This window comes from Sphingobacterium kyonggiense (assembly GCF_039536825.1).
In the GTDB taxonomy this organism is placed as follows: domain Bacteria; phylum Bacteroidota; class Bacteroidia; order Sphingobacteriales; family Sphingobacteriaceae; genus Sphingobacterium; species Sphingobacterium kyonggiense.
The window spans coordinates 141531-166749 of record NZ_BAAAZI010000009.1; the positions used below are offsets into that span (position 1 = coordinate 141531).

General features: G+C 34.0%; 23 protein-coding genes. 3 read left to right on the forward strand and 20 right to left on the reverse strand.

The features are described from left to right. Positions 1-7: 7 nt before the first annotated feature. Together pdeM and ABD676_RS11335 are read right to left on the reverse strand one after the other, a co-directional pair. Positions 8-658 (reverse strand): ligase-associated DNA damage response endonuclease PdeM, encoded by a 651-nt coding sequence (gene pdeM / locus ABD676_RS11330; RefSeq protein ID WP_344674794.1) that lies wholly within the window; start codon positions 656-658, stop codon positions 8-10. Next, positions 651-3095 (reverse strand): ligase-associated DNA damage response DEXH box helicase, encoded by a 2445-nt coding sequence (locus tag ABD676_RS11335; protein ID WP_344674795.1) that lies wholly within the window; start codon positions 3093-3095, stop codon positions 651-653. Before ABD676_RS11335 ends, pdeM begins: the two co-directional genes overlap by 8 nt. Positions 3096-3192: 97 nt before the next feature. Here ABD676_RS11335 and ABD676_RS11340 point away from each other — a divergent pair, with 97 nt between their 5' ends. Further along, positions 3193-3759 carry an NADPH-dependent FMN reductase gene (locus ABD676_RS11340; protein ID WP_344674796.1) on the forward strand — a complete coding sequence of 189 codons (567 nt, stop codon included), beginning with the start codon at positions 3193-3195 and terminating at the stop codon, positions 3757-3759. A 71-nt stretch (positions 3760-3830) separates the two neighbouring features. Here ABD676_RS11340 and ABD676_RS11345 read toward each other — a convergent pair whose 3' ends face one another. Together ABD676_RS11345 and ABD676_RS11350 are read right to left on the reverse strand one after the other, a co-directional pair. After that, positions 3831-4469, reverse strand: a complete 639-nt coding sequence (locus ABD676_RS11345) for a carbohydrate-binding family 9-like protein (RefSeq protein WP_344674797.1) — start codon at positions 4467-4469, stop codon at positions 3831-3833. Positions 4470-4472: 3 nt separating this feature from the next. Then, a complete protein-coding gene (locus tag ABD676_RS11350; RefSeq protein ID WP_344674798.1) occupies positions 4473-5588 on the reverse strand; it encodes a phosphotransferase enzyme family protein in 1116 nt (371 codons plus the stop codon). A gap of 229 nt (positions 5589-5817) precedes the next feature. Here ABD676_RS11350 and ABD676_RS11355 point away from each other — a divergent pair, with 229 nt between their 5' ends. Continuing rightward, complete coding sequence (locus ABD676_RS11355; protein WP_344674799.1) at positions 5818-7137, forward strand: hemolysin family protein; 1320 nt, start codon at positions 5818-5820, stop codon at positions 7135-7137. Between the two features lie 30 nt (positions 7138-7167). Here the strand turns inward: ABD676_RS11355 and trxA are convergent, their stop codons facing one another. After that, positions 7168-7464, reverse strand: coding sequence for a thioredoxin (gene trxA, locus ABD676_RS11360; RefSeq protein WP_344674800.1), 297 nt, complete (start codon positions 7462-7464; stop codon positions 7168-7170). 13 nt (positions 7465-7477) lie between these two features. Further along, positions 7478-8329, reverse strand: a complete 852-nt coding sequence (locus ABD676_RS11365; RefSeq protein WP_344674802.1) for a glycoside hydrolase family 25 protein — start codon at positions 8327-8329, stop codon at positions 7478-7480. Between the two features lie 48 nt (positions 8330-8377). Between ABD676_RS11365 and ABD676_RS11370 the strand changes: the two genes are divergently transcribed. Continuing rightward, complete coding sequence (locus tag ABD676_RS11370) at positions 8378-9262, forward strand: bestrophin family protein (protein WP_344674803.1); 885 nt, start codon at positions 8378-8380, stop codon at positions 9260-9262. A 71-nt stretch (positions 9263-9333) separates the two neighbouring features. Here ABD676_RS11370 and ABD676_RS11375 read toward each other — a convergent pair whose 3' ends face one another. The 14 genes from ABD676_RS11375 to ABD676_RS11440 all read right to left on the reverse strand — a co-directional run bounded on the left by ABD676_RS11375 (position 9334) and on the right by ABD676_RS11440 (position 25077). Continuing rightward, positions 9334-10980, reverse strand: coding sequence for a hypothetical protein (locus ABD676_RS11375; protein WP_344674804.1), 1647 nt, complete (start codon positions 10978-10980; stop codon positions 9334-9336). 10 nt (positions 10981-10990) lie between these two features. Next, positions 10991-11167 (reverse strand): hypothetical protein, encoded by a 177-nt coding sequence (locus ABD676_RS11380; RefSeq protein ID WP_344674805.1) that lies wholly within the window; start codon positions 11165-11167, stop codon positions 10991-10993. Between the two features lie 29 nt (positions 11168-11196). Continuing rightward, positions 11197-12387, reverse strand: a complete 1191-nt coding sequence (locus ABD676_RS11385) for an OmpA family protein (RefSeq protein WP_344674806.1) — start codon at positions 12385-12387, stop codon at positions 11197-11199. A 488-nt stretch (positions 12388-12875) separates the two neighbouring features. Continuing rightward, positions 12876-15284: a GumC family protein gene (locus tag ABD676_RS11390; protein WP_344674807.1), complete on the reverse strand. Its 2409-nt coding sequence runs from the start codon at positions 15282-15284 to the stop codon at positions 12876-12878. A 10-nt stretch (positions 15285-15294) separates the two neighbouring features. Beyond that, complete coding sequence (locus ABD676_RS11395; protein WP_344674808.1) at positions 15295-16098, reverse strand: polysaccharide biosynthesis/export family protein; 804 nt, start codon at positions 16096-16098, stop codon at positions 15295-15297. Between the two features lie 3 nt (positions 16099-16101). Then, positions 16102-16998 carry a hypothetical protein gene (locus ABD676_RS11400; protein ID WP_344674809.1) on the reverse strand — a complete coding sequence of 299 codons (897 nt, stop codon included), beginning with the start codon at positions 16996-16998 and terminating at the stop codon, positions 16102-16104. Positions 16999-17004: 6 nt separating this feature from the next. Further along, positions 17005-18630 carry an ABC transporter ATP-binding protein gene (locus ABD676_RS11405; RefSeq protein ID WP_344674810.1) on the reverse strand — a complete coding sequence of 542 codons (1626 nt, stop codon included), beginning with the start codon at positions 18628-18630 and terminating at the stop codon, positions 17005-17007. A 9-nt stretch (positions 18631-18639) separates the two neighbouring features. Then, entirely contained in the window at positions 18640-19737 is a 1098-nt protein-coding gene (locus ABD676_RS11410; RefSeq protein ID WP_344674811.1) for a nucleotidyltransferase domain-containing protein, read from the reverse strand. Between the two features lie 11 nt (positions 19738-19748). Beyond that, the gene (locus ABD676_RS11415; protein ID WP_344674812.1) at positions 19749-20015 is read right to left on the reverse strand and encodes a PqqD family protein; all 267 of its coding nucleotides are present in this window, start codon (positions 20013-20015) and stop codon (positions 19749-19751) included. Beyond that, a complete protein-coding gene (locus tag ABD676_RS11420; RefSeq protein ID WP_344674813.1) occupies positions 20012-20473 on the reverse strand; it encodes a S24 family peptidase in 462 nt (153 codons plus the stop codon). The genes ABD676_RS11415 and ABD676_RS11420 overlap by 4 nt, the downstream gene beginning before the upstream one ends. Positions 20474-20584: 111 nt before the next feature. Beyond that, positions 20585-21703 (reverse strand): glycosyltransferase, encoded by a 1119-nt coding sequence (locus tag ABD676_RS11425; protein WP_344674814.1) that lies wholly within the window; start codon positions 21701-21703, stop codon positions 20585-20587. Positions 21704-21713: 10 nt separating this feature from the next. Continuing rightward, complete coding sequence (locus ABD676_RS11430) at positions 21714-22832, reverse strand: glycosyltransferase (RefSeq protein ID WP_344674815.1); 1119 nt, start codon at positions 22830-22832, stop codon at positions 21714-21716. Next, a complete protein-coding gene (locus ABD676_RS11435; protein ID WP_344674816.1) occupies positions 22829-23956 on the reverse strand; it encodes a glycosyltransferase family 4 protein in 1128 nt (375 codons plus the stop codon). Before ABD676_RS11435 ends, ABD676_RS11430 begins: the two co-directional genes overlap by 4 nt. Next, positions 23947-25077 (reverse strand): hypothetical protein, encoded by a 1131-nt coding sequence (locus tag ABD676_RS11440; RefSeq protein WP_344674817.1) that lies wholly within the window; start codon positions 25075-25077, stop codon positions 23947-23949. Before ABD676_RS11440 ends, ABD676_RS11435 begins: the two co-directional genes overlap by 10 nt. Between the last annotated feature and the right edge of the window lie 142 nt (positions 25078-25219).

Here is a 25219-nt window from a genome sequence, read left to right on the forward strand (position 1 = left end):
AACTCTCCTATTTTAATTCAATAACACTATCGCCTACGATAGCAAATAATTGATTTTTTCCATTTACTTGAAGGATATGAAGCCCTGTATATTTTCCAAATGCAGGCATAGTCAACAATTTACCTTCTAAGTGAAAACATGGTAATCGTAGGGTTTGCCTTGCTCCTGCCTCCACTAAACAACCGGGGTGTATATGTCCAACAATATTATACAAATGATCCTCTAACCCTAATAATGGTTCATGAGAAAAGACTATTCCTTCCGGTAATAGATGATGATGTTTCAATTCTAAAGCTGTATCCTTAAAATGTCTTTCTTCTAATATATCGTGATTACCTACTGTTAAAATGAATTGAATTTGATACCTATAGTTATGGATAAAGGATTTAAATAAATCCCAATGCTTATTCCATTTGGAATGGAACAGGTCACCAAGGAAGATAATTTCCCTTATTTTTAATTCTTCGATTAAGACTTTTAGTTTTTGGAATTCTTCTTCAGGATCTGGAGCAGGAACAAATATTCCTTCTTGTCTAAAGTGCTGCAGTTTACCAAGATGCCAATCTGAAATAACAAGCAGATTATATTGTGGGATATATAAACTTTTTTGAGCTAATAGAAAGACATCAAGCCCATTTAATACGATCTTTTTACTCATTTAACAATTGCATTTTCACTTTTTCCAATCGGCTTTGCCAATCTTCGTTACTGTATTTTTCACGGAAAGATTCAGCAAATATCGGAAATGAAAATGGAGTGAGCTTATTTGTCTTACTAAAAATTATTTTATGTGTGGCTATGCGGTTAAATGCTTGTTGCATTCTTCCTTCTTCCAATTGAAAATCAAATACTTCATCATATGCTTCTCGTAATAAGAGGTTGTTGGGTTCATAATCACTGAAAACTGAGAAGAATAAACTAGCATTAGCCTGTAAATGTTTGCTTTTCATTTGTTTTCCAGGAAATCCTTGAAAAACTAGGCCTGCTATTCCTGCAATATCTCGAAATCTACGTCTAGCAAGCTCTTGCACATTAATTCCCGAATTGATATCCTGATGTAGCTTGGCAGGATTAAATAGTTCATGAAGTAGATCTTCATCTAATTCATAGTCGGTATCACTTAATAATTCAAAGCCATACTCATTGCTAGCGATGCTAAAAGTGGCTGGCTTAATTTTTCCTAGTCGATAAGCGATTACTTGCGCCATACCTTCATGAACTAGTTTACCATCGAATGGATAAAAGAAAATATGATTTCCATATTTTGTTTGTATGTATTCAATTAGTAGTTCATCTTCTTTTGGTAAAGCAGATAACCTTTTTTGTTCTTGAAATAAAGGTTTTAAATAGGCGATTTCTTCAGATATGCCTTTTGATTTATGAATGCTGTTAAAGCTATGCCGAATAGCTACTCCTAAGTCTGGAGATATGGCAAAACGACCGCCCATCCAAGAAGGCACAACACCTTTCTTTTTCTCAGAGGCTTTTACAATGGCGTCATTTGCAATTATTTGTACCAATTCTAATTGTCTTCCAGAAAACCAAAATACATCACCTAAATTTAATTTAGCAATAAAGGATTCTTCAATAGAACCTAAATACTTTCCAGAAAGGAATTTTACCCGCATCATTAAATCTGATACAATAGCTCCAATAGAAAGTCTATGACGCATGGCTATCCTTCTGTTGGTCACTTTATATTTTCCATCAACAAGTTCTAAGCGATGAAAATCATCATAAGCTTGTAAGCTGGTTCCTCCGTGAATTAATAAGGCCATACATTGATCAAATTCTTCTTGGCTAATACTAGCGAAGCAATGTGTCTGGGCTATTTCCTGAAGAACTTCATCAGCATAAAAACCATCTCCAACTGCTAGCGTCATTAAGTACTGTATGAGAACATCAAATGATCTGACATAAGGTATACGACTTTCGACAATATGGTTTTCTACGGCGTACTTGAGCGAATCACCTTCAATGATTTCCAAAGAATTCGTTGGTACATAATAGATTATTGAAGTTGCATCAGGACGGTGACCGGATCGGCCTGCGCGCTGTAAGAACCTAGCTATACCTTTGGGTGATCCTACCTGTATAACGCAGTCTACGGGTCTAAAATCCACACCTAAATCAAGACTACTGGTGCAGACCACCGCTTTAAGTTTTCCTTCATGTATTGCTTCTTCAACCCACATCCTAACTTCATCACTTAAAGAACCATGGTGTATAGCTAATAAACCTGCAAATTCGGGATATTGACTTATGATTTGTTGGTACCATATTTCTGCTTGTGATCGGGTATTGGTAAATATCAAGGTTGTTCGATATTGATGTATAATATCGACTACCTTATCTAATAAGCGGATTCCTAAATGGCCAGCCCATGGAAACTTTTCCAAGCTATCGGGAAATACCGTTTGAATTTGAATCTCCTTATTAATATTTGCTTGGATTAAAACGCCTTGATTAGATTGGCCCAATAAAATTTCTTTAGCCAATTCGAGGTTACCAATCGTTGCAGATATTCCCCATATCTTAAGATTTGGATTAATAGTTTTGATTCTACTTATGGCTAACTCGATAAGGACTCCCCTTTTAGATCCCATTAATTCATGCCATTCATCCACGATGATGAACTCTAAATTGCTGAAATATTCCTGTCCCGCCTTTGTTGCCAATATGAGATGAACACTTTCAGGAGTAGTTATGAGTGCATGAGGAGGTGCTTTACGTTGTTTTTGACGTTCAGCTGTATTGGTGTCGCCAGTACGAAGTTCTATTTGATATTCGAGGTCAAGATCTAAGGAAACTTGATTGGTAGCTTTATGAATTTCTTTCGACAATGCTCTTAATGGCGTAATCCATAAGGTATGCGGTCCTTTTCGTTTTTTAGACTTTGAGGTAAGCGTATCTTGATTATGGGAATAAAAATGTTGAAGGACTCCAAACCAAATGGCAAAGGTCTTTCCATAACCAGTTGGAGCATTGAGAATTCCTGATTTGCCTTGAGCAATAGCCTCCCAACAATCCTTCTGAAATTGATGTGCTTGCCACCCTTGATTATAAAACCATACTTCCGCGAACTCATTCTTCATTATTACACAATTCTACTAATTTATGGGTAGATAATTCTTTATCCTTTCTAACAATTCTAAAAGAAACTTGTTATATAAATAATAAAACTAAAATATTATGGCAAATAAACAAGTAGGAATTTTTGTTGGAAGTTTAAGAAAAGAGTCCTTTAATCGTAAGATAGCAAACTATATTATAGAAAATCAGCCTGAAGGATATGATTTTCGAATCATAGAGATAGGCGAATTAGCCATGTATAATCAGGATTATGATGATAGTCCATCACAGCCGTCAAATTATTCAAGTTTTCGTGAAGAGGTAAAAGCATTAGATGCGGTATTATTCGTGACTCCGGAGTATAATCGTTCTATGCCTGCCGTTTTAAAGAATGCAATTGATATTGCATCTAGACCTTATGGTAAGTCGGTTTGGAATGGAAAGCCAGGAGGCGTGATAAGTTCATCAATTGGTGCAATCGGAGGTTTTGGTTCCAACCATCATTTAAGACAAAGTTTGGTTTTCGTAAATGTCTTGACATTAGCTCAGCCAGAGATGTATATTGGGAATGTAGGTGATAGCTTTGATGATAAAGGAAAGTTGACCAATGAAGATACTGCAAAGTATTTGAAGAAATTCTTGGAAGCTTATATTAATTGGGTTGAATTGATAAACGCAAAGAAATAAGTCCAAGTAATATAGAAAGAGGCGTATTATTAACTAATACACCTCTTTCTTATGTTCTTAAAAGTAATTACTTATCTAAAATTGATTTTACCAAAATAATTTGGAAGGTGGAAATTTGGCGTTGGATTATCGATGAAATTCCAAGAAATAAAATGCGGTCTCGGTAAACTATCTCCACATTTATAGAAATTAGCATAAGCTGATGTTCCTTTAAGAGCATTGAGCTCTAGACCAAAGATTTCCACTGGAATCGCAAGGATTAGTTGCCAAGTTTTAACACCATTTAATGTTCTGACCTGTGTAAAGGTGTCAACTTTTAAAATTTCTGAATTTTCTAATCTAGATCTTTCTTCCTTAATGGCAGGACCATAACCTATTAAACCTGTCCCTAATACATTAAATTCAGCATTATAATAGTTTTTCTTTTGGTCGAATGAAATAAAGAATTCTACACAGCTGTCCTCCCAAACACTTTCGTTTGGTCGAATATTAGCTGCTTTAACAAACTCCTCCTCTACATCATAATGTACAAAAATATGCGAACTGGAATAAGCGATTTGGAATCTAACTTTGGGAACATAGGGGAATTCAGCTTTCCAACTAACTTCATCAATTCCATGCCAAGCTTGATCTTCCAACATACTGGCCATACTGTGGTAATCCAACTGAATATGGTTCGCATTTATCTCACTTACTTCAAGATGTTTCATTTTTTATTTTGTTGTCAGGTACTCAGCCAAGATCTCTGATAATTTATCATGATTGGCTTCTAATTCTTTAACTAACTTTAATTGCGCCTTAGTTCTCACTAAATTATGTTCAGGATAAGCTATTTTATAATAGGTATCTCCATCAATATAATCTGTTAAGAAACGTACGGCTTGCATATAAGGTAGCAAATGTACTGCATATATCAAAGAATCGACTTCATCATCCGTTAAAAACTCTTTAGCCTCCGATAAATATCCAGCGGTAAATGATTGAAACAAAGGAAAGTTTAACTGTATTTTATTTAAATCTGCTTCGTCTTCTGCAGCGGAGTTAATGATCGTTCTGATGGCATCTCCAAAGTCATAAGCCACATAGCCTGGCATAACCGTATCTAGGTCAATAACACACTGTACTTGATCATTTTTATCTAAAAGGACATTATTGAATTTTGTATCGTTGTGAGTGATACGTAAAGGAAGACGGTTCGCACGTCCCATCTCAAGGATCCATCGCATTTTATCTTCTCGTTCAAAGATATAATCTAATAGGTCTTGAACCTCAGTAACACGCTTTACAGGATCTTTAGCAATTGCATCTCTAAGGTTGTTCAAGCGAAACTCGATGTTATGGAAATTTGGCAGGATCTCCACCAATTCTTTAGGGTCTAAATCACTTAATTGTTTTTGGAATTGTCCAAATGCCATACCGCCCGAATAAGCTTGTTCTGTAGTTTCCAGGATATCGTAGCTACGAGTATCAGGTATCAACAAAAAGATTCTCCAATAATCACCCTCCTCATCTTTATGGTATTTTTTACCATCTAAACATGGAACTAAGGTCATTGTTTTCTTCAAAACCTCCTCTTCACCTAAATGTGCCAACTTCATTTTTAGGTGGTTACATACGGCTTGAATATTATTCATTAAACCATCAACATCCTTAAAGATATGGTGATTTATACGCTGCAATAAATATAGATTATTGGAAGTTGCGTTTGTTGTTATTTTAAAGGTATCATTGATGTGCCCCGATCCAAATGGAGTGGCAGATAGTACTTCTCCGTTGAGCTTAAATTTTGTTGCCGATAAAATGCTTTTTTCAGTTTCTTTGGTTGACATTACTTCACTTTTCATTCATAATTCTATGTAAGTAAACGCAATATCTACATAAGCAATCAATAAATAAAATATTTTTTTTAATCAATCGGTTGCATGAAATAGCTAGGATTTTAGATTTCATTAGGCAAAACAGAATAGATTTTACAGTTATATTAAAATCAAAATAGAAATATATCTGCATTGCCTAGAAAATTTTGTATTTTGGAGCTTAAATCGTGCATTCACATTTATGATCACTGAAATAGTTATTATTCTTATCCTTATCGTTTTAAACGGAATCCTCTCCGCATCTGAAATTGCCATTGTATCAAGTCGAAGAGCTCGCTTAGCAGCACATGCTGACAAAAATAAAGGTGCTAAAACAGCCTTATTCTTAAAAGAACATCCCAATAGTTTCCTTTCGACTGTGCAGATTGGTATTACGCTTATTGGTATTTTGACAGGTTTCTTTTCTGGAGGGACAATATCCACTTATTTGGCAACACAATTGGCAAGCATCCCTGCAATAAGCCCCTATGCGAACCAGGTTTCCGTTATTTTAGTCGTATTGGTCATTACTTACCTTTCCTTAGTAATCGGAGAACTTGTCCCAAAACGTATTGGTATGGCTATTCCGGAGAAATACGCAAGTTTTATTGCTGTACCCATGTCCATTTTGAGTGTCATTGTAAAACCATTCGTATGGCTATTAAGTGTCTCAACAGACTTTATCGTAAAGCTTTTTAATATTAAATCAAATCAGAACACTGTAACCGAAGAAGAAATCAAAGCCTTAGTTGATGAAGGTGTAGATAGTGGTGTGATTGAAGGTATAGAGCACGATATGGTGGACCGAGTATTAAGCCTTGGTGATAAAAAGGCTATTAACTTAATGGTACACCGAAGCAAAATCACTTATTTAGATATTCAGCGAACTTTTGATGAAAATAAGGCTTTTATATTAGCTGATGAACATACAGAATATCCAGTTTGTAATGGTAATTTTGATCATGTAATTGGTTTGGTTCATGTTAAGACCTTATTTAAGGAGTATTTAAGTGGACGACAGCCTGATTTGACGGAATTAATACAACCAATTCCGTATGTCAATGAAAACACTTATGCCTACAATGTACTACAAACCTTAAAGTCCTCAAAGGTTCTTCAAGCAGCTGTAGTAGATGAATATGGAAGTCCACAAGGAATCATTACAATGACCGATATCGTAGCTTCATTAGTTGGTGGGTTTGATTCTCCTGAAAACGAAGAAAAGAAAACAATCCGCAAACGTGAGGATGGGTCATTTGTTATTGATGGAAGTTATCAATTAAATGACTTTATCGAATTATTTAATCTAGACCTTAATGAGGATGATGAAGATGAGATTGGAAATCTAACAACAGTAGCAGGCCTTGTTTTCCTATTGTTAGATCATATCCCTCAAGAAGGAGAAACAGTAGTCTATAAGAACCTGGAGTTTGAAGTTTTAGACATGGATGGACACCGGATTGACAAGTTGATATTGACTAAGGTAGATCCATCCTCTGATGAAACTGCTAATATAGATTAATCAATAATCCCATAATATTGAGATTTGGGATTATAAATGAGATTTTATCAATCGAACTAGTTCATGTTTTTGTTGCAATCCACTTTGACGCCATACTTGTGTTCCATTTTTGTATAGAATCAATGTTGGAACTCCTTGGACTTGGAATTTAGCAGCAATTGCCTGGTTTTTATCGACGTCAATTTTTATAATAGTAAGTTGATCCCCCATTTCATCTTTAACTTCCTTTAAGATTGGTGCTAACATTTGACAAGGTCCACACCAGCCTGCAGAGAAATCAATTAATACTAATGCATTGCTTTGGATTATTTCATTAAATGATGCCATATTTTTATACTAATTAATTTATAGGAAGACAAAGCTCTTCCAAATCTTCAATATCTCCAGAGAACATATTTAGGTCTACTGGTCCTTTAATTCCTTTTACTGTTCCTTTTTCAGAGAATTGCCATATATTCCAATGCTTTTTAGGTTTCTCTACCCAAAAATTGTAATTAGCAATCCATAGGGTATATTCTCCAAATTCTTTTTCAAGGAAATCTGCAAAATATTTATCACCTGAATAAAGAACAGGTTTTACTTTATAATGTTTTTCTACATGAATTAACCAACGTTTAAGTCCCATTTTTAAACTATCCATGGATTGGTTTCTAGGCATTTCTTCAATATCCAAAACAGGTGGTAAATCCCCTGGTTCTAAATCAACCATTCGGATAAAGTTTTTAGCTTGTTTTACCGAGTTTTCATTTGGTCTAAAATAATGATATGCACCTCGTAGTTTATTTTTTTTCTTAGCTGCATTCCAATTCTTACTGAACTTGCTGTCTTTTGCAGATTCGCCCATACTTGCTCTAATGTAGATGAAATCTATTGGAAATTCATCATTGATGGTCATTACCTCATCCCAGCTAATGTTTCCCTGATATTGTGAGATATCAATTCCGTAGATTTTATCGTCATGCCTCCGCATTAATTCAATATTTCGCACATCAAATTTTCCTTGGTCTTCTTGACTGATTTTTTCTTTTTCAAAGACTTTAATCCAAAGGTAAGCAAGTCCTGCTCGGTGTTGCCAGGCAAATATGCATAAAACCAAAAAAGCAGGGATAACAATGCTCCAAATCAATAGCCGTTTTTTATAGGTTTGATCAGATATTACTTTTCGCTTGACAGTTTTCCTGTTTTTTGTCATATTGCGTGAAATTAGAGTATTTCTGACTATAGTCAAAGAAAAATTTGAATGATTGTATATAACCCCAAAGATTGGCTCAGCACAAGTATTTACCTCCATACGTTTAAGATCTTCAAGCGTCTTCTACCCTACTTAATAATATCTATTTTATTCTCTTGGGGGATTGCCTATTGGGAGTTGGAGTATTTAAAATTATCTGACAAGAGTTGGCTAAAGAATATCAATATTGTACATAATTTATTGGGATTTGTATTATCCTTATTATTGGTTTTTCGGACAAATACTGCCTATGATCGATGGTGGGAAGCAAGGAAACAATGGGGTGCCCTTACAAATACAAGTCGGATATTGGCTATTAAAATGCAGGCTTATTTAGATCCTGAAGATAAAGTAAATCGAAGCTTTTATAGGAAATCCATAAGTTTATTTGCGGAAACGCTCGCTGAATATCTTAAATCAGATTATACCCGGTTCATGTTAGATGAAACTGCACATCCTGAACTTAAAGAATTAGACGATAAAAAGCATGGCCCAAATCAGGTAGCCGCATTAATCTTTAAAAAAACGAATAAGCTTTATCAAGAAGGTAAATTATCAGGAGAACAACTCATTACACTAAATAAGGAGTTAAATGCTTTTACCGAGATTACAGGTGCTTGCGAACGAATAAAAAATACTCCAATACCTTTGGGTTATAGTTCATTTATCAAAACCTTTATTATCTTATACACAGCAACACTTCCGATAGGTTATGTTTTCTCATTGGGATATTTTGTTATTGCCGCTGTACCATTTGTATTTTATGTGTTAGCTGCTTTAGAAATGATTGGAGAATCTATTGAAGAGCCATTCGGAACGGACTCAGATGATTTACCTATAGATAAAATGGCGGCAAATATTAAGAAACATAGTCAAGAAATATTACTTCCTTAATTGATTTTAAAAAGAAAAGCCCCATCCTTGGAGCTTTCCTGTTGATCATAGGTTCTACAATTAATAAAATTTTAATTTCTTACACATCTTACATTAACACGTCCACCCCAAGAAGAGGCAGACCATTCTCCCCATACCTTTTCTCCGGTAATAATATATTGCTTAATATTACTTGCTTTAAACATGTAAACTCCACCAAATAAACCACCTATTAAGGTCCTTGCTTTTGAAGAATATAGATACGCATTGTCTCCATCTTCAGTAACTCCAAACATTTGGCCTATCAAGTGTAAATATCCGATTTTGTTTATCCTTAGTTTATTACTTGGATAAGGGCTTGCCACACCAGAAGCTTGAAATTCTGCAAATTTAGTGTTATCGGTTCTGCCATTCTGATTAACAAGGTTGTCCACTTCTCCATCCGTTGGCATTCTCCAAACTCCCTTTGGATATACTTTGGTACAAGGGTCTTGAGTACCGATTTCTAACTCGCTTGAACCAGGGAATGGAGTTTTAAATTTCCAATATTCATTAGGATCACGAGGATACACATCTTCACTTTGATGTCTAAAGCGATAAGCCAAATCAGCATCACTGAAATAAAGATTTGCTCTTGCCCACCTGGTATTTGCTATGGATAAAGCAGATTCGACCATCACTACTGTGCCTGTTAATCGAGTACCATGTGTGGGAACTACAGTAAAAGGATAGCTTGTGGTAGTAGTGAATGTTCTTGTGTCTCCTCTATCTAAAGCAAGTGTAAATGAATTTAGATTAAAGGTGAAATTATTAATCGCCGCTTCATCTGCTGTAAAATAGGAAACGCGTTTAATAGTGTCTTTATAATCATCATGTGTTCTAAAAAAGTTTAATGGACCAGTGGTGACAGTTGTCAAATTGGTCATATTACCTGTTTTAATATCTAAAGTACCTTTTTTGAAGTAATTGCCGGCAAAAGTTGCTTGTACAGTATTCAATCCGGCAAACAGTCCTTGGGCATTTAGCTCAATAACAATATTGGATACTTTATGCTTAAACAAAATAGTCAAAGGTTTTTCAATATTTCCAGCACCATCTACTTTTACAGTTCCATTAGCATATAATAAATCTTTGCTAATACTTGATTCAATTGTTGGATTAGCAGCATTATTTAAGGCAGGCATATCTGCTGTTTCATTATACGAATAGGCATACCAATTATATTCAATACCCTTCCATACTTCGATGGCAAGCTTTTGATTGGATTTTGCTTGAACAGATTTGAACAGACTTCCGTCAGGATTATACAGCAGAATTTGATAAGTAACTAAATTATCCATAGGTTTTGCTTCTGCTTTATTGCTACCAGATGAATTGGATGATCTATCGAACCCAATTTTCAATTTCTTATTATCAGAAATTGATCCTGATGTCGATTGGACGAATGCATCAAATTCTGGAAGTTCATATAAACTACCTTCAGCAGTGTTCACTTGTGGTTTTAAAGACTGTCCTTTAATCATAACGCGACCAGCCTTTGCCTTGCTCTCCATTTCCTTCTCCGTTGGGTCTTCAATTCCAGCTATTGAAACAGATAGAATAGCTTCTTTTCCCAAAGGGATTGGACCATCAAAATCACTAACTTCTTTCCTAGAACAAGCAGAAAAGAAAGTAATCAGTAAAATTGCAGTTATTGAAGTGATCCATATAAAGGATTTTAAATTTTTATTCTTTTTCATTGTCTTGGAATTAAAAATCTTGTTGATGTACTTGTGTCTCGTCCATCCAATCTTCAACCTCAGGTGAATAATTGCCTGACTGTCCATTCCCTGGAACAACTGTTGCGGAGGATGCAGCAATACCATGTTCTAGATATACACCCACAACTTTGATATTAGGTTTCTTGTATTGTAGTTTTTGTTTCATTTCGAATGAGGTGATTTTTTATAGATGGCTTAATTCTCTGCAATGCTAATTACTGCACGACTTAATTTAGGGTCATTGTAATACATGTTTTCCACGCCGCCTTTATGGTCAACTTTCAACTGTTTTGGCGAAACCTGAAATTCATTTACCAAACATTTATAAACAGCATTAGCACGTTCTGTACTTAGTCTTTCATTAATTTCTGAAGTACCTGTTCCAGCATCTGCATAACCAGTTACGCGATAAATTATATCTGGATTTCCTTGTTGAATCACTTTAGCAAAGAATCCTAGATTTACACGAGCTTCATTTGAAAGGATGCTTTTATTGATTTCAAAAGTTACCAGTATTGGAGCTGCTAATACTTTTTTCTCAACTACTATATCTGTAATAGTTTTTCCTTCTGCTTCTGCTAATTGTTTTGCTAATACGTCATTATCTTTTGCAAGTTGATTTACACGGGCTATTAGATTTTTAAGTTCCTGCTCGTCATAGCTGATGATTGTTTCTTTTGGTTTGTCCCAATCTCTTTTCTTGAATCGATACGTTAAACCCAATAAGGAAGAAAGTTGACCTTCGTTTCTTCTTCCTCCTATCTCTCCATCAAAACGATCATTTACGAATGCTCCACGGATGTCTAAGAATAAGTCCAAACCACCTGATAAGTTTAATGATTGATAAAATCCAATATTTGCACTAACCTCGCGTTGTTGAGGTTCTTCTGTGACCATCCAACCCAATCCTAAATAGGTGCTAATATTGTACTTACGATCGCGATTGTAGCCTGAAATGAGATTAGTAAGATTCAATAAAGCATCAGCATTGGCATGCCAATATTTAAATTCCTGATGAGATAATGATTGGCTGGCATCATAAATTTCTCCAGTGCTATGAGAGCCGTTTTGTGTTAATCCTTTAATTTGGTAACCATTTACCCCTATACGTCCTGCAACCAGAGGAGAAAACCATTTTCCAAAATGTAAGCCAAAATATGGACTCATCATTTCTGTTATTTTCGCCTGTCGATTGTGATCTCCAAAAAAATGTTGAACACCTGCTCCACCTTGAATAAACCAGTTATTCTTAAATTTATTAAGGATGATTTCTTTAGAGTCTTTACGCTCAACTACTGTTGTGTCAACTCGAATGGTTGTTTCTTGACTGTGCCCTACTAAATAGCAAGCAGAACAGCTTAAAAAGATAAGTAATCGCTTTTTCAATTTAAATATTGAATTAATTGTTATTCCAATCAGTTATTTAAAAATTACAAGTCAAAAATATAATTAATAATAAATGAATTGAGGTTCAAATCGAAATTTAATAATTCGTGTAGTATTTATATTACACCCGTAGGAATAATATTTACCTTAAAGATAATTTTAAGAGGTTTATTGTAATTTTAGCATACAATAATTGCTATTATTTCTTTATAATATTAATCAGGAAAATGTTTGAAAGTATATAATTATAATAATGAAAGATATTATCTGCTATGGTATTAATTACTGTAAAAAATATTATATATGAGGTGAAATTTATATTGAATTAGATTATTATTATAATAAATTTATAAATTACCTAAAGAAACTACTATTTTAAAAGCAACCTTCCTCCTATAAATTCATACTCAAAAGCACTTTGAACTAACATAAAATAAAAAAAGGTCCTTCAATTTGAAGAACCTTTTTTTATTTGACAAGGAGTATAATTATTTAAACCAATTGAAAATTGATTTCTTTTTCTTTTCATTGCCATATCCATAGCCATATCCATAACCGTAACCCCCATAGCCATAACCATAACCGTAGCCATATCCATAACCATATCGAGAATCGTTAAAGTTTACACCATTTAATAAGATGGCCATATTTGTAAGATCGCCTGACTCGAAGATATTTTGTACCTCTGGCAATTGTCTTCTATCCATTTTACCAGCTCTAATAACAAATACAGTTACATCAGCAATACGATTTACAATTTTCGCATCTGCGACTATGCCCAAAGGAACATTATCTACAACAATATGGTCATATCGATTTTTAAGTTCTTGGATTAAAACATCTAAGCGCTCGCTCAGTAAAAGTTCCACTGGATTTGGAGCAATGGTACCAATTGGAATGATATCTAACCCTGGTGCAATTCTATCTTTATAAATAATATCATCTACTGTTACTCGATTATCCGATAAAAAATGAGTTACCCCTTTTGACATAGGTACTTTTGATTTATTACTTAAAGTTCCCTTACGTAAATCCAAATCAAGAAGGACTACACGTTTTTTCAAGAAAGTCATAGATACTCCGAGGTTGATAACAGAAAATGTTTTTCCAGCTCCTACATTAAAGGAGGTGAACATTAAAACTTTCTGTTCCTTTTCTCCAGCAGACATAAAGCTAAGGTTGGTTCGAAATATTCTAAATGATTCGGTAACAGAATCCACCCCTTGTTCTTTAATAACTATTTCATGGGGTTTGCTTTTAAGATCTGTTGAATAAGGTATTTCTCCAACAAATGGAACATGTATTTGTCCTTCAATATCACGACGAGAGCGGACTTTGGTATTTAACATTAAAATCAGCAATAGAATGACTGCTGGTAATGCTAAACCAATGGCCGTACCTAAAGCTAATTTCTTAAACTTACTAGGTCCAATTGGTGAATTACTGCCTGATGCAGGATCTATAATCCTAATATTCTCATCAGTCATTGCCTTATTGATAGCATTCTCTTCACGTTTGTTCAACAAGTATAAATAGAGTTCCTCTTTGACCTTTTGCTGCCGTTCAACAGAAAGCATCATTTTTTGTTTTTGAGGGATAGACATGGCTTTTCCTAGGGCAGCCATCTCTTCTTGTCTTGCATTTCGGGCTTTTATTTCTAAACCTGATAAGGTGTTATCTACGGCACGATCAATATTTGAACGCATAGAACTTAAAGCCTGATCTAGATCCTGAACTACAGGATTGGCTGTACTGCTACCTTCTACTAATCGATTACGCCTTAATAAAGTGGTATTATAATCATTAATCTGGTTTTCAACACTTCCATCTACTAAACCCGTATTGTTTGGTATTAAATCAGCTTGTCTTGAACGATGAGTCAGGTATTCACGCATCATCAATGCCAATTTGATATCTGTTTCAATCTTGGTTCTTTCACTTTGGAATTGTCGACTATCGGAGAGATACATACTTCCGGCAGAGCCTACATCGACACCTTGATTTGCAATTCGAAGTTTTTCAATATCGGTCTCAACATTCCCTAACTCTTTTTCGATAATTGCTAAACGATCCTGAATAAAATTCTCCGTATTTACAGCTATTTGTGTCTTATCACGTAATGAAATTTCATTATATACAGTGATCAATTCTGTAATCAACTCCGAAGCACGGTCTGGGTTTTGATCTTCAATAACGATTTGAAGTAAGGAGGCATCATCTTCCATTTGAGTAACAGACAGATTTGACATAAAATAACCAACCATTCCTTCTCGTTGATTTTTAGTTACCTTAATGGTTTCATCATAATATTCAACAGAATAATAATCAGTTGGAATAATTTTCAATTTCCCTAAGGACGTATTGATCTCCTGATTCAACCTAACTTTAATTTGATTGGATTCTTTATCACTACTTAGGTTTGAAATAACAACTGTTTTAGCATCTAAAGGAGTTACTTTTAAGGAAAAGAAACTTTCAGGTTTAATCCCTTCAACTACAATCGTAATTGGAGACTTTTTGTAAAGTTCAATTGTTCTTAAGTTATTCTGAATGCTATAACTCATTTCAGCCCCAATCCTACTTACCGTTTGTCGCATTAATTCAGCCGATTTTAATTGTAATATCTCTGAAGCAACACTTACCGAATTAAAACTTGAATTGGTTCTAGTAATCCTTGCGGTTGTTGGAGTATTTTCTGGAGTTTTAATCATCACAGTCTCAAAACGACTATAAATCATTGGAGACTTACTATATTGGTAGTAGTAATAACCTACAAATACAGCAACAGATAGTATAAACCATTTCCAATTTGCGATTAAATATTTTAGTATATCTAATACATTAATCGTTCCTTGGTTAGCATTCGAATTTCCGTGATTCGATACCTTATTATTCATAATCGAATTATTATTTAATTAATGAAATAATGGAAATAATCAAAGTAGCCGAGCCCATAATAGTTGTTAAATATCGCCAATTTCGTTCCTCTTTAGGGGTTGTAACGGCTGTAATTGGTTCCACATATACTAAATCATTTTGTTTGAGGTAGAATACCGGAGAATCAAATATATCTTTTGATTCAATATTGGTTACATATTGTCTTCTCACACCATTCTCTTCCCTTATGACAGTAATACGATCTGGAGCTCCATTACGCGTTAAACCTCCTGCATTTGAAATAGCCTCTAGAATTGTAATTCTTGAATCTGGAACATTTTGTATTCCGATGTTATTTACTTCTCCGATTACATTGATTTTTAAGTTCAATAAATCAACCTGAACAGTAGCATCGTTTATTAGCTTTCCATCAATCAATTTTGATCGAATGATATTTTGCAATTCTGGAATAGTTTTTCCTTCAGCAGCAATAACGCCTAATATTGGATAAGTTATTTGTCCTTGGGAGTTCACCAAATATCCAACGGTTGCTGGGTTTACATTAGAAGGGCTAGATGTATTTATTTGTCCACCTTCACCAACTATATAACCATCAACACCACTATTAAAGGGAATAGTTAATTCAGGAGTTTTAGAACTTACTCGAATTTGTAGACGATCAAACTTTTGAATTCTAACTTCAGGAATTTCAGCAGCAACATAATCTACCTTTGGGATCATATCACCAACATAAACCACTTTTTTTGAACTTATACAAGAATTTAAAAGTACCAATCCTAAAAGTAGGATGCCATAAACAAATTTAATTTTCATTATTTAATCTATTAATCGTTCATAATTTAATCGAGCAGCTTCTCCATTAGGCAAACATTTTAAGTATGCTATTTTCGTTACTGCTAATATTTCTTCAATATTATCCAACATTTTATTATAAAGGTTGGCATTCCAACGTAATCCAGTACAACTAGGCAAAATTTGAAGTAGTGCCTGCTTACCATGCATCTCTGTCCAATTATTTTCAGGTGCCTGCTCCAAACGAATTAAAGCTTTTAAAGGTGCTTGTTTGTTTTTATAACAAGCTGTTTTACCGCTCCAGGGAGTACCAAAAATCATTACTGTTTCATCTGGCATAATCCGAATCATTGGATTATCGTCATTTAACAATTCAGTATCTTTTAAATGTTCCAGCCACATTCGACTATGCGTACTTTTTCCAGTACCACTTTTCCCAAGGAACCCAAATCCCAAACCATCTTTTAAAATAACAGAAGAATGAATCAAAATTCCTTTATGAAAAATACCATGTTGTCCAAAAGCTACCATTAATAACCAAGACAAATGATTGGATTGCAAATCTTCCATTTCTCCAACATAAATCATGGATTTCTTAAAATCCTTTTGACTATGCATTTCCCAGGGTTCACCCTTTACCGTTTTAATTGTAGTAATATAATTATCTTCTGATTCTTCCAATTGAAATCTATCTCCCCACACCTGCGAAATGTCGCTCAATAACTTATAGTCTTGTTCTTTTCTATTTGGTTTCTCCAATTTCACTTCAACATATATATCCCAATTAGTTAGGTTATCACCCAAATAAAATGGTCTAAAAGAAAACAAATAATTAGCCATAGGAAAACCTTCCGGATAGCTAATACAAAGTATTAAACCTGCAATTTGAAAATATTTTTCTTTATTCTCAGTTAACTTCATAAACCCTTAACGAATATAAATTGTTTGTGAACATTGCTCCGCCAATTCTAAATCATGAGTTACAAAAACAATTATTTTATCTTTCCCTTTAGATTCTAATCTTTTCAATAGTGTTCTAGATGTTTCTACATCTAATGCTGCAGTAAGCTCATCAAATAACCAAACTGATGAATTTCTAAGTAATGCTCTTGCTAAAGCAATACGAACTGCCTGACCTTCTGATAATCCATAACCCATTTCACCAATGCTGGTATTTAAACCGGATGGAAGGTCATATATAAATTCTGCACATGCTAAATAAATGGCTTCTTTTATTTCGGCTTCCGAAGCTTGTTCTAAGCCAACTTGTAAATTATCTAAGATACTTCCACTAAATAGTTTGTCACCTTGAGGGACATAAGCAATCTCTTTCCTGTGTTGAGCTCCTAATGCTTCTTTTCCATCTTCCCCTATCCAATTAATCTCTCCAGAATTTACAGGAATTAAATTAAGTAATAGACGTATTAAAGTCGTTTTTCCTTTTCCACTTGCACCAACTATAGCAGTAGATTCACCCTTATTAAATTTAATATTTAAATCTTGAATGACATCCAAGTCATCGTATTGAAAAGAAACATGATTTAATTCAATCTGCTTTACATTCTTCAACGGTACTTTATCATTCTCGACCTCTTGTTCTACTTGTAATAATTCTTCAACACGTTCAGCAGATGTACGATACTTAATGAATAAAGGAACAAAAGCCATTAATCCTAAAATTGGATTTTGTATTCTACCTACCAGTTGTAAAAAGGCGGTTAATGTTCCAAAGGTTATTTCTTGGGAATGCAACTTATATACACCCCAAATAAATGTCACTAAAAATCCAATATTGACAGCCAGACGCATCATACCTTGAGAAACTGTCGAGAAATTCAATAATCCTTGACGGTGTCTTAACAAATCATCTTGAGTACTCTCTGTTTTTCTCCATCGTAATTGATGTGCCCCTAAAGCCCGAATTAATAATCTAAATCGTAGATTTTCTTGAATTACTTGACCCAGTTTACTTTCAGAATCCTTAACCAATCGATTTAATCTTCTAAGTCTTTTGAAATATAATTTTGAAAAAAACAATAATGGTGTTACAGCTAATATTAACCAAGCTAGCATAGGATCCATTAACCACAACAGTCCGAAAGAACTGATCAGTCGTATTAGCGTCAATACAAAATTTAGGAAATGTGAACTTAAGAGTTGTGCTATTTCTTGACAATCGTTTTGAATTCTTACTTGAACATCTCCACTATGAAACTGCTTTACATAATTCCAAGTAGCAAGCATCTGCGATTTAATAATTTTGTTTTGTAGAACTTTTAATAAATTCATTCTACTACGTTCATTTATCCAAGAACTTGCAATCCTTAAAGTCATCCCAACCATTAAAGCAGCAGCTGTCAAATAAAGACTTTTGGTTAAATCACCAGATACTTTTTGAGTAGCAATATCAATTGATTGTTTAGATAGAAGTACAAATATTAATGAAAGGGCTATTGAAATTAATTCCAATATAAAGTATAACAATAGTCGACTACGTTCTCCTAGTGTTTGTTTCCAAGACCATCTAAGCTGATATGATAATGATGCGTTCAATCAATTGGTTTATTTAATAGCAGACCTTGAGAAATAATGTGCAATAGGAAAACTTATTGCTTCCATTGGAGCATAAGGTAAATATCTGAAAATATTTCCACTGATTTTTTTTAAAGTTTTACGACGAGATAATATCCCTGTATTTTCGAACTGAATGTATTCATTATCATAATACCCAAAATTACCAGATTGCATGATATCCTTCATCATCCAATCGGCATTTTTTGAACTATAACCTACGTTTTTAATAAGATCAGCAGGAAGTGCTAAATAATCTATTAATAATTTATTCAGTTGTTTTACCCAGGAATATATATCTAATCTATTGAATATTTTTGGTAATCCTAATGTTGCAAGCTGATTTGAATAATGATAATAAAGACGAGCAATATCGCATAATTGACGTAGACCTATACCAAAAGAAAGAAGGTGCTTGAGTATATGCGAACTTGTTTGAACTAATTGAATGGCTATTGAAGGAACTTTAATTTTCTGATCATGAATAGCTAATAAAGTAAAGTTATTTGATTCTTTAAGTTCAAAGTCCTTTAGATAACCACGATTAAAGGGATTGTGGAGATCAAATAGCTTTTGATGTAGATCGATTTCAAATCCATTCCATATAAAATTTGAACTATAGTTAGTATCGCTTTTAACTTCAAATCCGCGTTTATTTAAGTGTTCAATTAGGCGGTTATAATCATCTTGAACAGGTAAATACCAATCTATATCACCACATACCCGTAGATTGGGTTGAGAATAACAATTGGCAAGTCCTTGACCTTTTAATAAATAAGCATTTATTCCTAAATTCTTAAAATAGGTCCATTGTTCAGCAAGGACATCATTCATTAATTGATTACGCTGTTCTATTTTTTCAACTCGTACAGCCAGTTCAAATAAATGTGCTTTTGAACCTGTAAGATTCATGGGCAGTTTCTGTATACCTTGAAATAATAAACCCTCAACCGTATGAATACGCCCTTGTTCCAAAACCCAATTCCATTCATCTTGATTTAGTGGAAATAGATCAATACGATCTATGTTATTTTCCCATAAACCTGAACGTAATAAACTGAAAAATGCGGCTTGTACTCGAGTTTCCACTTCAAAGGTATTTATATAATCAATCCAAATTTATGAAATTGATCAATCAATATTCGAGCATCTGCCTGAGCAATTTCAATAGAAACCTCATAATTTTCTAGCAATATAGCTACAATGTCTTCTTCATTAAACTCTTTGCCTTGAAGCTCTTCCCAAATAAAGGCAGACGTTTCATTAAAAGTAAAGACTTTAGACATGTCAACCATATCCTTTCCAGGATCAACAATGATGTATTCGCCTGCTACTTTACGCAAGGTAAGATCGTTTCTCAGCTTCATAGTAGGTTCCATATCTTTTTTAATCGAATAATAAATAGTCGAATCCCTCGACTATAGTACCAGCTAAGACCTAAAATCCTTGGAATAAAGCCTTGCATGTCTTTTTTCTTTCCATCAAAAGTTTTTATCGTGACAGCTGCAAAGGTTTCTTCATGGCTTACATATTCAAGTTGGTTAATATTTCCATCTCCTGCCAAAACCAAAATGTTATTTTTGATCTTTACTAATCGATGCAAGACATAACGTCCTTCATGTAATGCTAAAAGAATCATTCCTAATTTTAAATGTCTCTGTTGAAAAGCTTCCAATTGAACAAAGTTTCCTTCTTTTATAAAAGGTTTCATACTATGCCCACGGACAGGAATTTGTATTTCCTTACCTGAAATTAATAATCGCCGTACCTCTTCGAAATATTGCAGATTACTTATTGTTTTAATTTCATTGGTAGCTTCTTTCATTCGGATTACTACAAAATCATTATCTTAAACTAAAACGTCACTTCGTTATTTTAGACAGAAGAATTTAATGTTTTAATCCATCGCAAATGTACTTCTAAACCTATTATACAACTAATTTGAAAGGACTTTTCGATATAATTGTAGACACTTTCCTACCATTTTATCTCTAGAGAAATAATCATGGTATCGGGAAATACTTCCTTCAATACATTTTTCTCGAAATTCTTTATCTTCTTCTAATTTCATGAAGGCATTGGCTAATGCTTGCGGGTTTTCTATAGGCACAACAATACCCGATACTCCATCTTTATTTACCCAACTTACACCCGATCCAGGGATATCTGCTGTAACGATTGGTTTACCTTTTGCCATTGCTTCGATTTGAACAATTGCAAACGCCTCTGTTTTCCAAATAGAACTTAAACAGAAGATATCGCAAACAGCAAAGTAAGCATCTACCTCCTCATCCGAAAGGAACCCTAATAGTTTCACTTTATCCGTCAAGCCTAATTCAGAAATTAATTCTTTTAACTCTCCCTCTAAAGGACCTTTCCCTCCTATCAGAATTTGGAAGTTTTCAGGTAATAAAGCAGCTGATCTTATTAAATATTCAAAACCTTTATATTCTACTAATCTCCCTAGGGAGAAAACTATAAATTTACCTGGATATTGTGCCTTTATAGAACTCTCTAAACCAGGGTTACCCGTATTAGCTTCAATACCAATTGGAATATAATCTACCTTATTTTGTACTTTATCTAAGAACGATGATTCTTTCACATATACCGGCGTAGTTCCCACAATAAGATTAGCTCGTTTAATTAACCAACTCTGCAAGGGCTTATACAGTTTGAGCAATGTTTTTTGCTTAAGAATATCCGAATGCCAGTGTAATATTACTTTTCCTTTGTAACCAGATAAAAAAAGCGCCAAGGTAGCCATTGGATCAGGATGGTGAATATGGATGATATCATACTGTTTGGCAATATTCCTTAATTTAATTACCATGGTTGGAGCTAACATGGTTGCTGCAACTTTGATATTAGTGGGCATGACCATTAATTTCGCATGCTTATTTAATTGTATTTCTGCAGCAGGATGATTTTCAGTAGAAGCACATAGCATATCACAATCAATACCAGCGGCTGAAAGACCTAACATCAAATCATACATGACTTTTTCCACACCACCTCTAATGGGATAGAATTTCCCCAATTGCAATACTTTCATAACTATTCAGTTAATCTCTCATTAAAATAGTGAACAATTCATTCCAATTATTAGCTATAGGCTCTGCAATCTTTAGTAATGGAACTGCTTTCAAATCCTTTTCCTCTCCTTTAATTAAATTTTCCATAAGCATAGCTAATTCCTCAGCATTCTCAGGATTGAAAAATGCTGTTTTAATACTCCCAGCGGCTGTTTCTTTAGCATATGGCAAATCGGCTAATAACATTGGTTTATTATATGCAGAAAACTCACTGATAGGTAAACCCCAAGATTCCACCTTTGAAGGATAAATCAAACAATTACTTTGTTGATACAATTCCTTTAATTCTTCCTTTTTTACAAATCCACGAAAATCTATTGGTTGAATTTGATGCCAATTTTTATATAACCAACTTGCATACTTATTTTCAGCACCTGAAACTGTAAGTACGATTTTAAATGGTTTAAATAGATGTCTTTTTTCTAGTAGTTCTGCAGCTTTACAGATGACTTCAAAATTCTTATGGCTATTGGGAGATGCTGGGAAAAGAAATTGATAAGTATCAGACGAATCTGAATCCTTCGTATTAGCAGCTGTATCTGTTATAGCTTTATTAAAATGCGCTGGAGCAACTATGATCCTATTTTTATTGATTTTGAATATCCTCGACATCGCCTCTCTAAACCAATTTTGTTGTACAACCAAATAATCATTCTTATGAATATTGGTTTGGTAAATGTATTTGGTAAACATAGCGAATAAGGCAATTTTCGGTGCAAATATTAAATCATGAAATTTCCAACGATAAAAAGAATAGGAATTATGACAATAAACGGCTCTACGATTAGCAATCACACTGGGGCTAGTATCATGTAAGGAGAACCAAAGAAAAACAGATCCAATTTCTTTAGAAACCTTTTTTAAACTCACATATTCATACCATAATCGATTAATCCATCGCTTTTTGGGCCATGTTGTTTCGATGTAAGTAATATTTGGAAAATCAGCTAATGCCTTTTTATGAACAACAGCAATGATTTCAATATCCTCTTTTTCTGCTAATTTGGAGAGATAAGCAAGGCAATCCTTTAGTATTGCTAAAGTTCCAGCTTCAACAATATTTACGGCAGAAATCACTATCTTTTTCATGAAAGAAGCTTATTAAATAAGGAAATCCATTGTTGCATAACCTTTTCCTCTCCAAAGTTAGAAGATAAACTTTTAGCTTCACCTCCCATTGCTTTTCTTTTATCCTCTTCTCGAATAAGGAAAACTATTTTTTCTGCCATGCCTTTCTGGTCACCCTCTTCAATTAAATATCCATTGACATCATCTTTAATTATATCCTTAGGTCCACATTTACAAGCATAGGCCACCAATGGTAAACCGCATGACTGAGCTTCTAAAAGCGTCATGGGTAAACCTTCATACCTTGAAGTCAATAAACACATGGAGCTTGTTAAATAGGCCGATTCAATGTCTTTGACTGGACTGCATAGTTGAATAGAAGAACCTAAATTACGTTCTTTGATCATTTGTTCAAAGTTAGACTGCAATTCTCCCTTTCCATAAATATTCAATTTCCAATTTGGTACCTGTTGATGCACCATAGACCAAATATTGATCAAATCCTCAAATCCTTTTTGATAATCGTATCGACCCACAGCAATGGCTTGCTTATTTTCTAATGCAGCAATTTCAGTACTTTCAAAACTATTCGCATTAGGTATAACGGAGATATTCTGCAATTCACCCCAATAACCTTTATCCTCTTCTGTTAGTACCACAAAAGCATCGTATTGCTGAACTGTAAACAAGTCTTGTTTGCTTCTATATTGATCTATTAAACCTAAAAGGCCTTTTCTTCCGTATTGAAGACGCTTATATCTCGAGAAATGTATTTCAACTATCTTTTTCGAACCATCCTTTATTTTATGAAGAAAACTTACTTCATGATCGAACATGGAAATAACGATATCAGCTTTCAAATCATTTAATAGGGCATTCAGTTTTTGCTCATGCTTCTTTTGTTTAGCCTTATAAGCCATTACTTTCCTCAAAAACTTAGCATGAACCGTATCACAATAATTGATTTCCAAATCATATTGTTTAATGGCAGGATCCAATTGAAAATAGGGCATTCTACCTTTTTGATCTGAGGTCACTATTATCAGCTCAAATCCATTTTTCACAAGATAATTTGCCTTATTCGCTAAAACCCTTTCCATTCCACCAGAATTATAGGTGCCGGCAATACAATAAACTATGCGCATTCTTCCTCCGGTTTTTGATAATATCTCTCGTAAATAAATGGACTCCCCATCGATAAGAATAAGGCATATACCAAAAACAAATCCGTGGAAACTTTAATCCAATTAATCATGGCCAAGACAAAAAGAATGAAGAAAAAAGGCTTATATTCTAAGAATTTATGCCATAAAGCATAGGAAAGATATACAAAGAAAAATATAAACACCGATAAGCCAATGGTTCCACTATAGAATATAAAGCGGCAGTACCCAACATCAGTTTTTACTAAAAACCAGTTAGAGAAGACCCCTTTACCGATTAACCAGGTTTTCGTATCATTCGCTGCTGGCCATATCCACATTTCTTTATTTAGTTTATCCGTTGAGTCTGTCCGCCACTCTCCTTTTTCTACAAAATTAAAGAAGCCCTCAAAACCAAAGCGTAGCAACTCATAAACATCCTTATTTGTTTGATAAAAATAAGTAGCTATTCCTACTATCAATAATAGTGTCATTAAAATCATGTTCCATAACTTAATGTTTAGAACGGAAATATTATTCTTAACGACGTTATTCGCATAAATCATATAGCCAATACTTATAACCATTCCAACCGAGGTTGTTCTTGACATCATATTTCCAATTCCTGCAATCAAAAAGAATGATAATGTATAGAGAAATATTTCCCAATTTTTGGTTTTTACCTCTGAATCATTTGATAATAAAAAACTAATCATTATTAAAACCACTGAAAAGCGAATTCCAGCAACATCCAAGGTAGCTCCAATACCATACAAGCGGTCTACTTCATCAAGAAATTCATTGATTTTCATATCAACAAATCTATCAACAAACATTTTAAAGCTCGGCACAAAATCAATTAATAAGGCAGTTGTACATTGAAATAAACAGACTCCAATTAAGTAGTTTGTTAATATTTTTATACTCACTTTACCATGTAACGCAGCAATTAAAGATATGATAACATAGGAGGCTGAAAACCAAACCCACATGGAACTTATATAAGTAGAATAGGCATAGTCACTCGTATTATTGATATCTGTTGAAATAAAACCAACCAATGAAAATATTAAGGCAACAAAGGAGGCAATTAATACTTCTTTGGAAAGGATAATCCTTTTCATATTAATGAAATGATAGACCATCACAACCAAGCCAACTAATGCTAATAATAGCTTAGTATTCAGACCAGAAGGTAAAAAGCGAAAATCGATTGGGAAATAATAAAAGCTCGTTAATAAGCCAACTAAAAGTATCAGAATAACT

Coding starts and splice junctions, on each gene's coding strand:
- pdeM (WP_344674794.1), bottom strand. CDS start 658: ATGAGTAAAAAGATCGTATTAAATGGGCTTGATGTCTTTCTATTAGCT.
- ABD676_RS11335 (WP_344674795.1), bottom strand. CDS start 3,095: ATGAAGAATGAGTTCGCGGAAGTATGGTTTTATAATCAAGGGTGGCAA.
- ABD676_RS11340 (WP_344674796.1), top strand. CDS start 3,193: ATGGCAAATAAACAAGTAGGAATTTTTGTTGGAAGTTTAAGAAAAGAG.
- ABD676_RS11345 (WP_344674797.1), bottom strand. CDS start 4,469: ATGAAACATCTTGAAGTAAGTGAGATAAATGCGAACCATATTCAGTTG.
- ABD676_RS11350 (WP_344674798.1), bottom strand. CDS start 5,588: ATGTCAACCAAAGAAACTGAAAAAAGCATTTTATCGGCAACAAAATTT.
- ABD676_RS11355 (WP_344674799.1), top strand. CDS start 5,818: ATGATCACTGAAATAGTTATTATTCTTATCCTTATCGTTTTAAACGGA.
- trxA (WP_344674800.1), bottom strand. CDS start 7,464: ATGGCATCATTTAATGAAATAATCCAAAGCAATGCATTAGTATTAATT.
- ABD676_RS11365 (WP_344674802.1), bottom strand. CDS start 8,329: ATGACAAAAAACAGGAAAACTGTCAAGCGAAAAGTAATATCTGATCAA.
- ABD676_RS11370 (WP_344674803.1), top strand. CDS start 8,378: ATGATTGTATATAACCCCAAAGATTGGCTCAGCACAAGTATTTACCTC.
- ABD676_RS11375 (WP_344674804.1), bottom strand. CDS start 10,980: ATGAAAAAGAATAAAAATTTAAAATCCTTTATATGGATCACTTCAATA.
- ABD676_RS11380 (WP_344674805.1), bottom strand. CDS start 11,167: ATGAAACAAAAACTACAATACAAGAAACCTAATATCAAAGTTGTGGGT.
- ABD676_RS11390 (WP_344674807.1), bottom strand. CDS start 15,284: ATGAATAATAAGGTATCGAATCACGGAAATTCGAATGCTAACCAAGGA.
- ABD676_RS11395 (WP_344674808.1), bottom strand. CDS start 16,098: ATGAAAATTAAATTTGTTTATGGCATCCTACTTTTAGGATTGGTACTT.
- ABD676_RS11400 (WP_344674809.1), bottom strand. CDS start 16,998: ATGAAGTTAACTGAGAATAAAGAAAAATATTTTCAAATTGCAGGTTTA.
- ABD676_RS11415 (WP_344674812.1), bottom strand. CDS start 20,015: ATGAAGCTGAGAAACGATCTTACCTTGCGTAAAGTAGCAGGCGAATAC.
- ABD676_RS11420 (WP_344674813.1), bottom strand. CDS start 20,473: ATGAAAGAAGCTACCAATGAAATTAAAACAATAAGTAATCTGCAATAT.
- ABD676_RS11425 (WP_344674814.1), bottom strand. CDS start 21,703: ATGAAAGTATTGCAATTGGGGAAATTCTATCCCATTAGAGGTGGTGTG.
- ABD676_RS11430 (WP_344674815.1), bottom strand. CDS start 22,832: ATGAAAAAGATAGTGATTTCTGCCGTAAATATTGTTGAAGCTGGAACT.
- ABD676_RS11435 (WP_344674816.1), bottom strand. CDS start 23,956: ATGCGCATAGTTTATTGTATTGCCGGCACCTATAATTCTGGTGGAATG.
- ABD676_RS11440 (WP_344674817.1), bottom strand. CDS start 25,077: ATGAAAAGGATTATCCTTTCCAAAGAAGTATTAATTGCCTCCTTTGTT.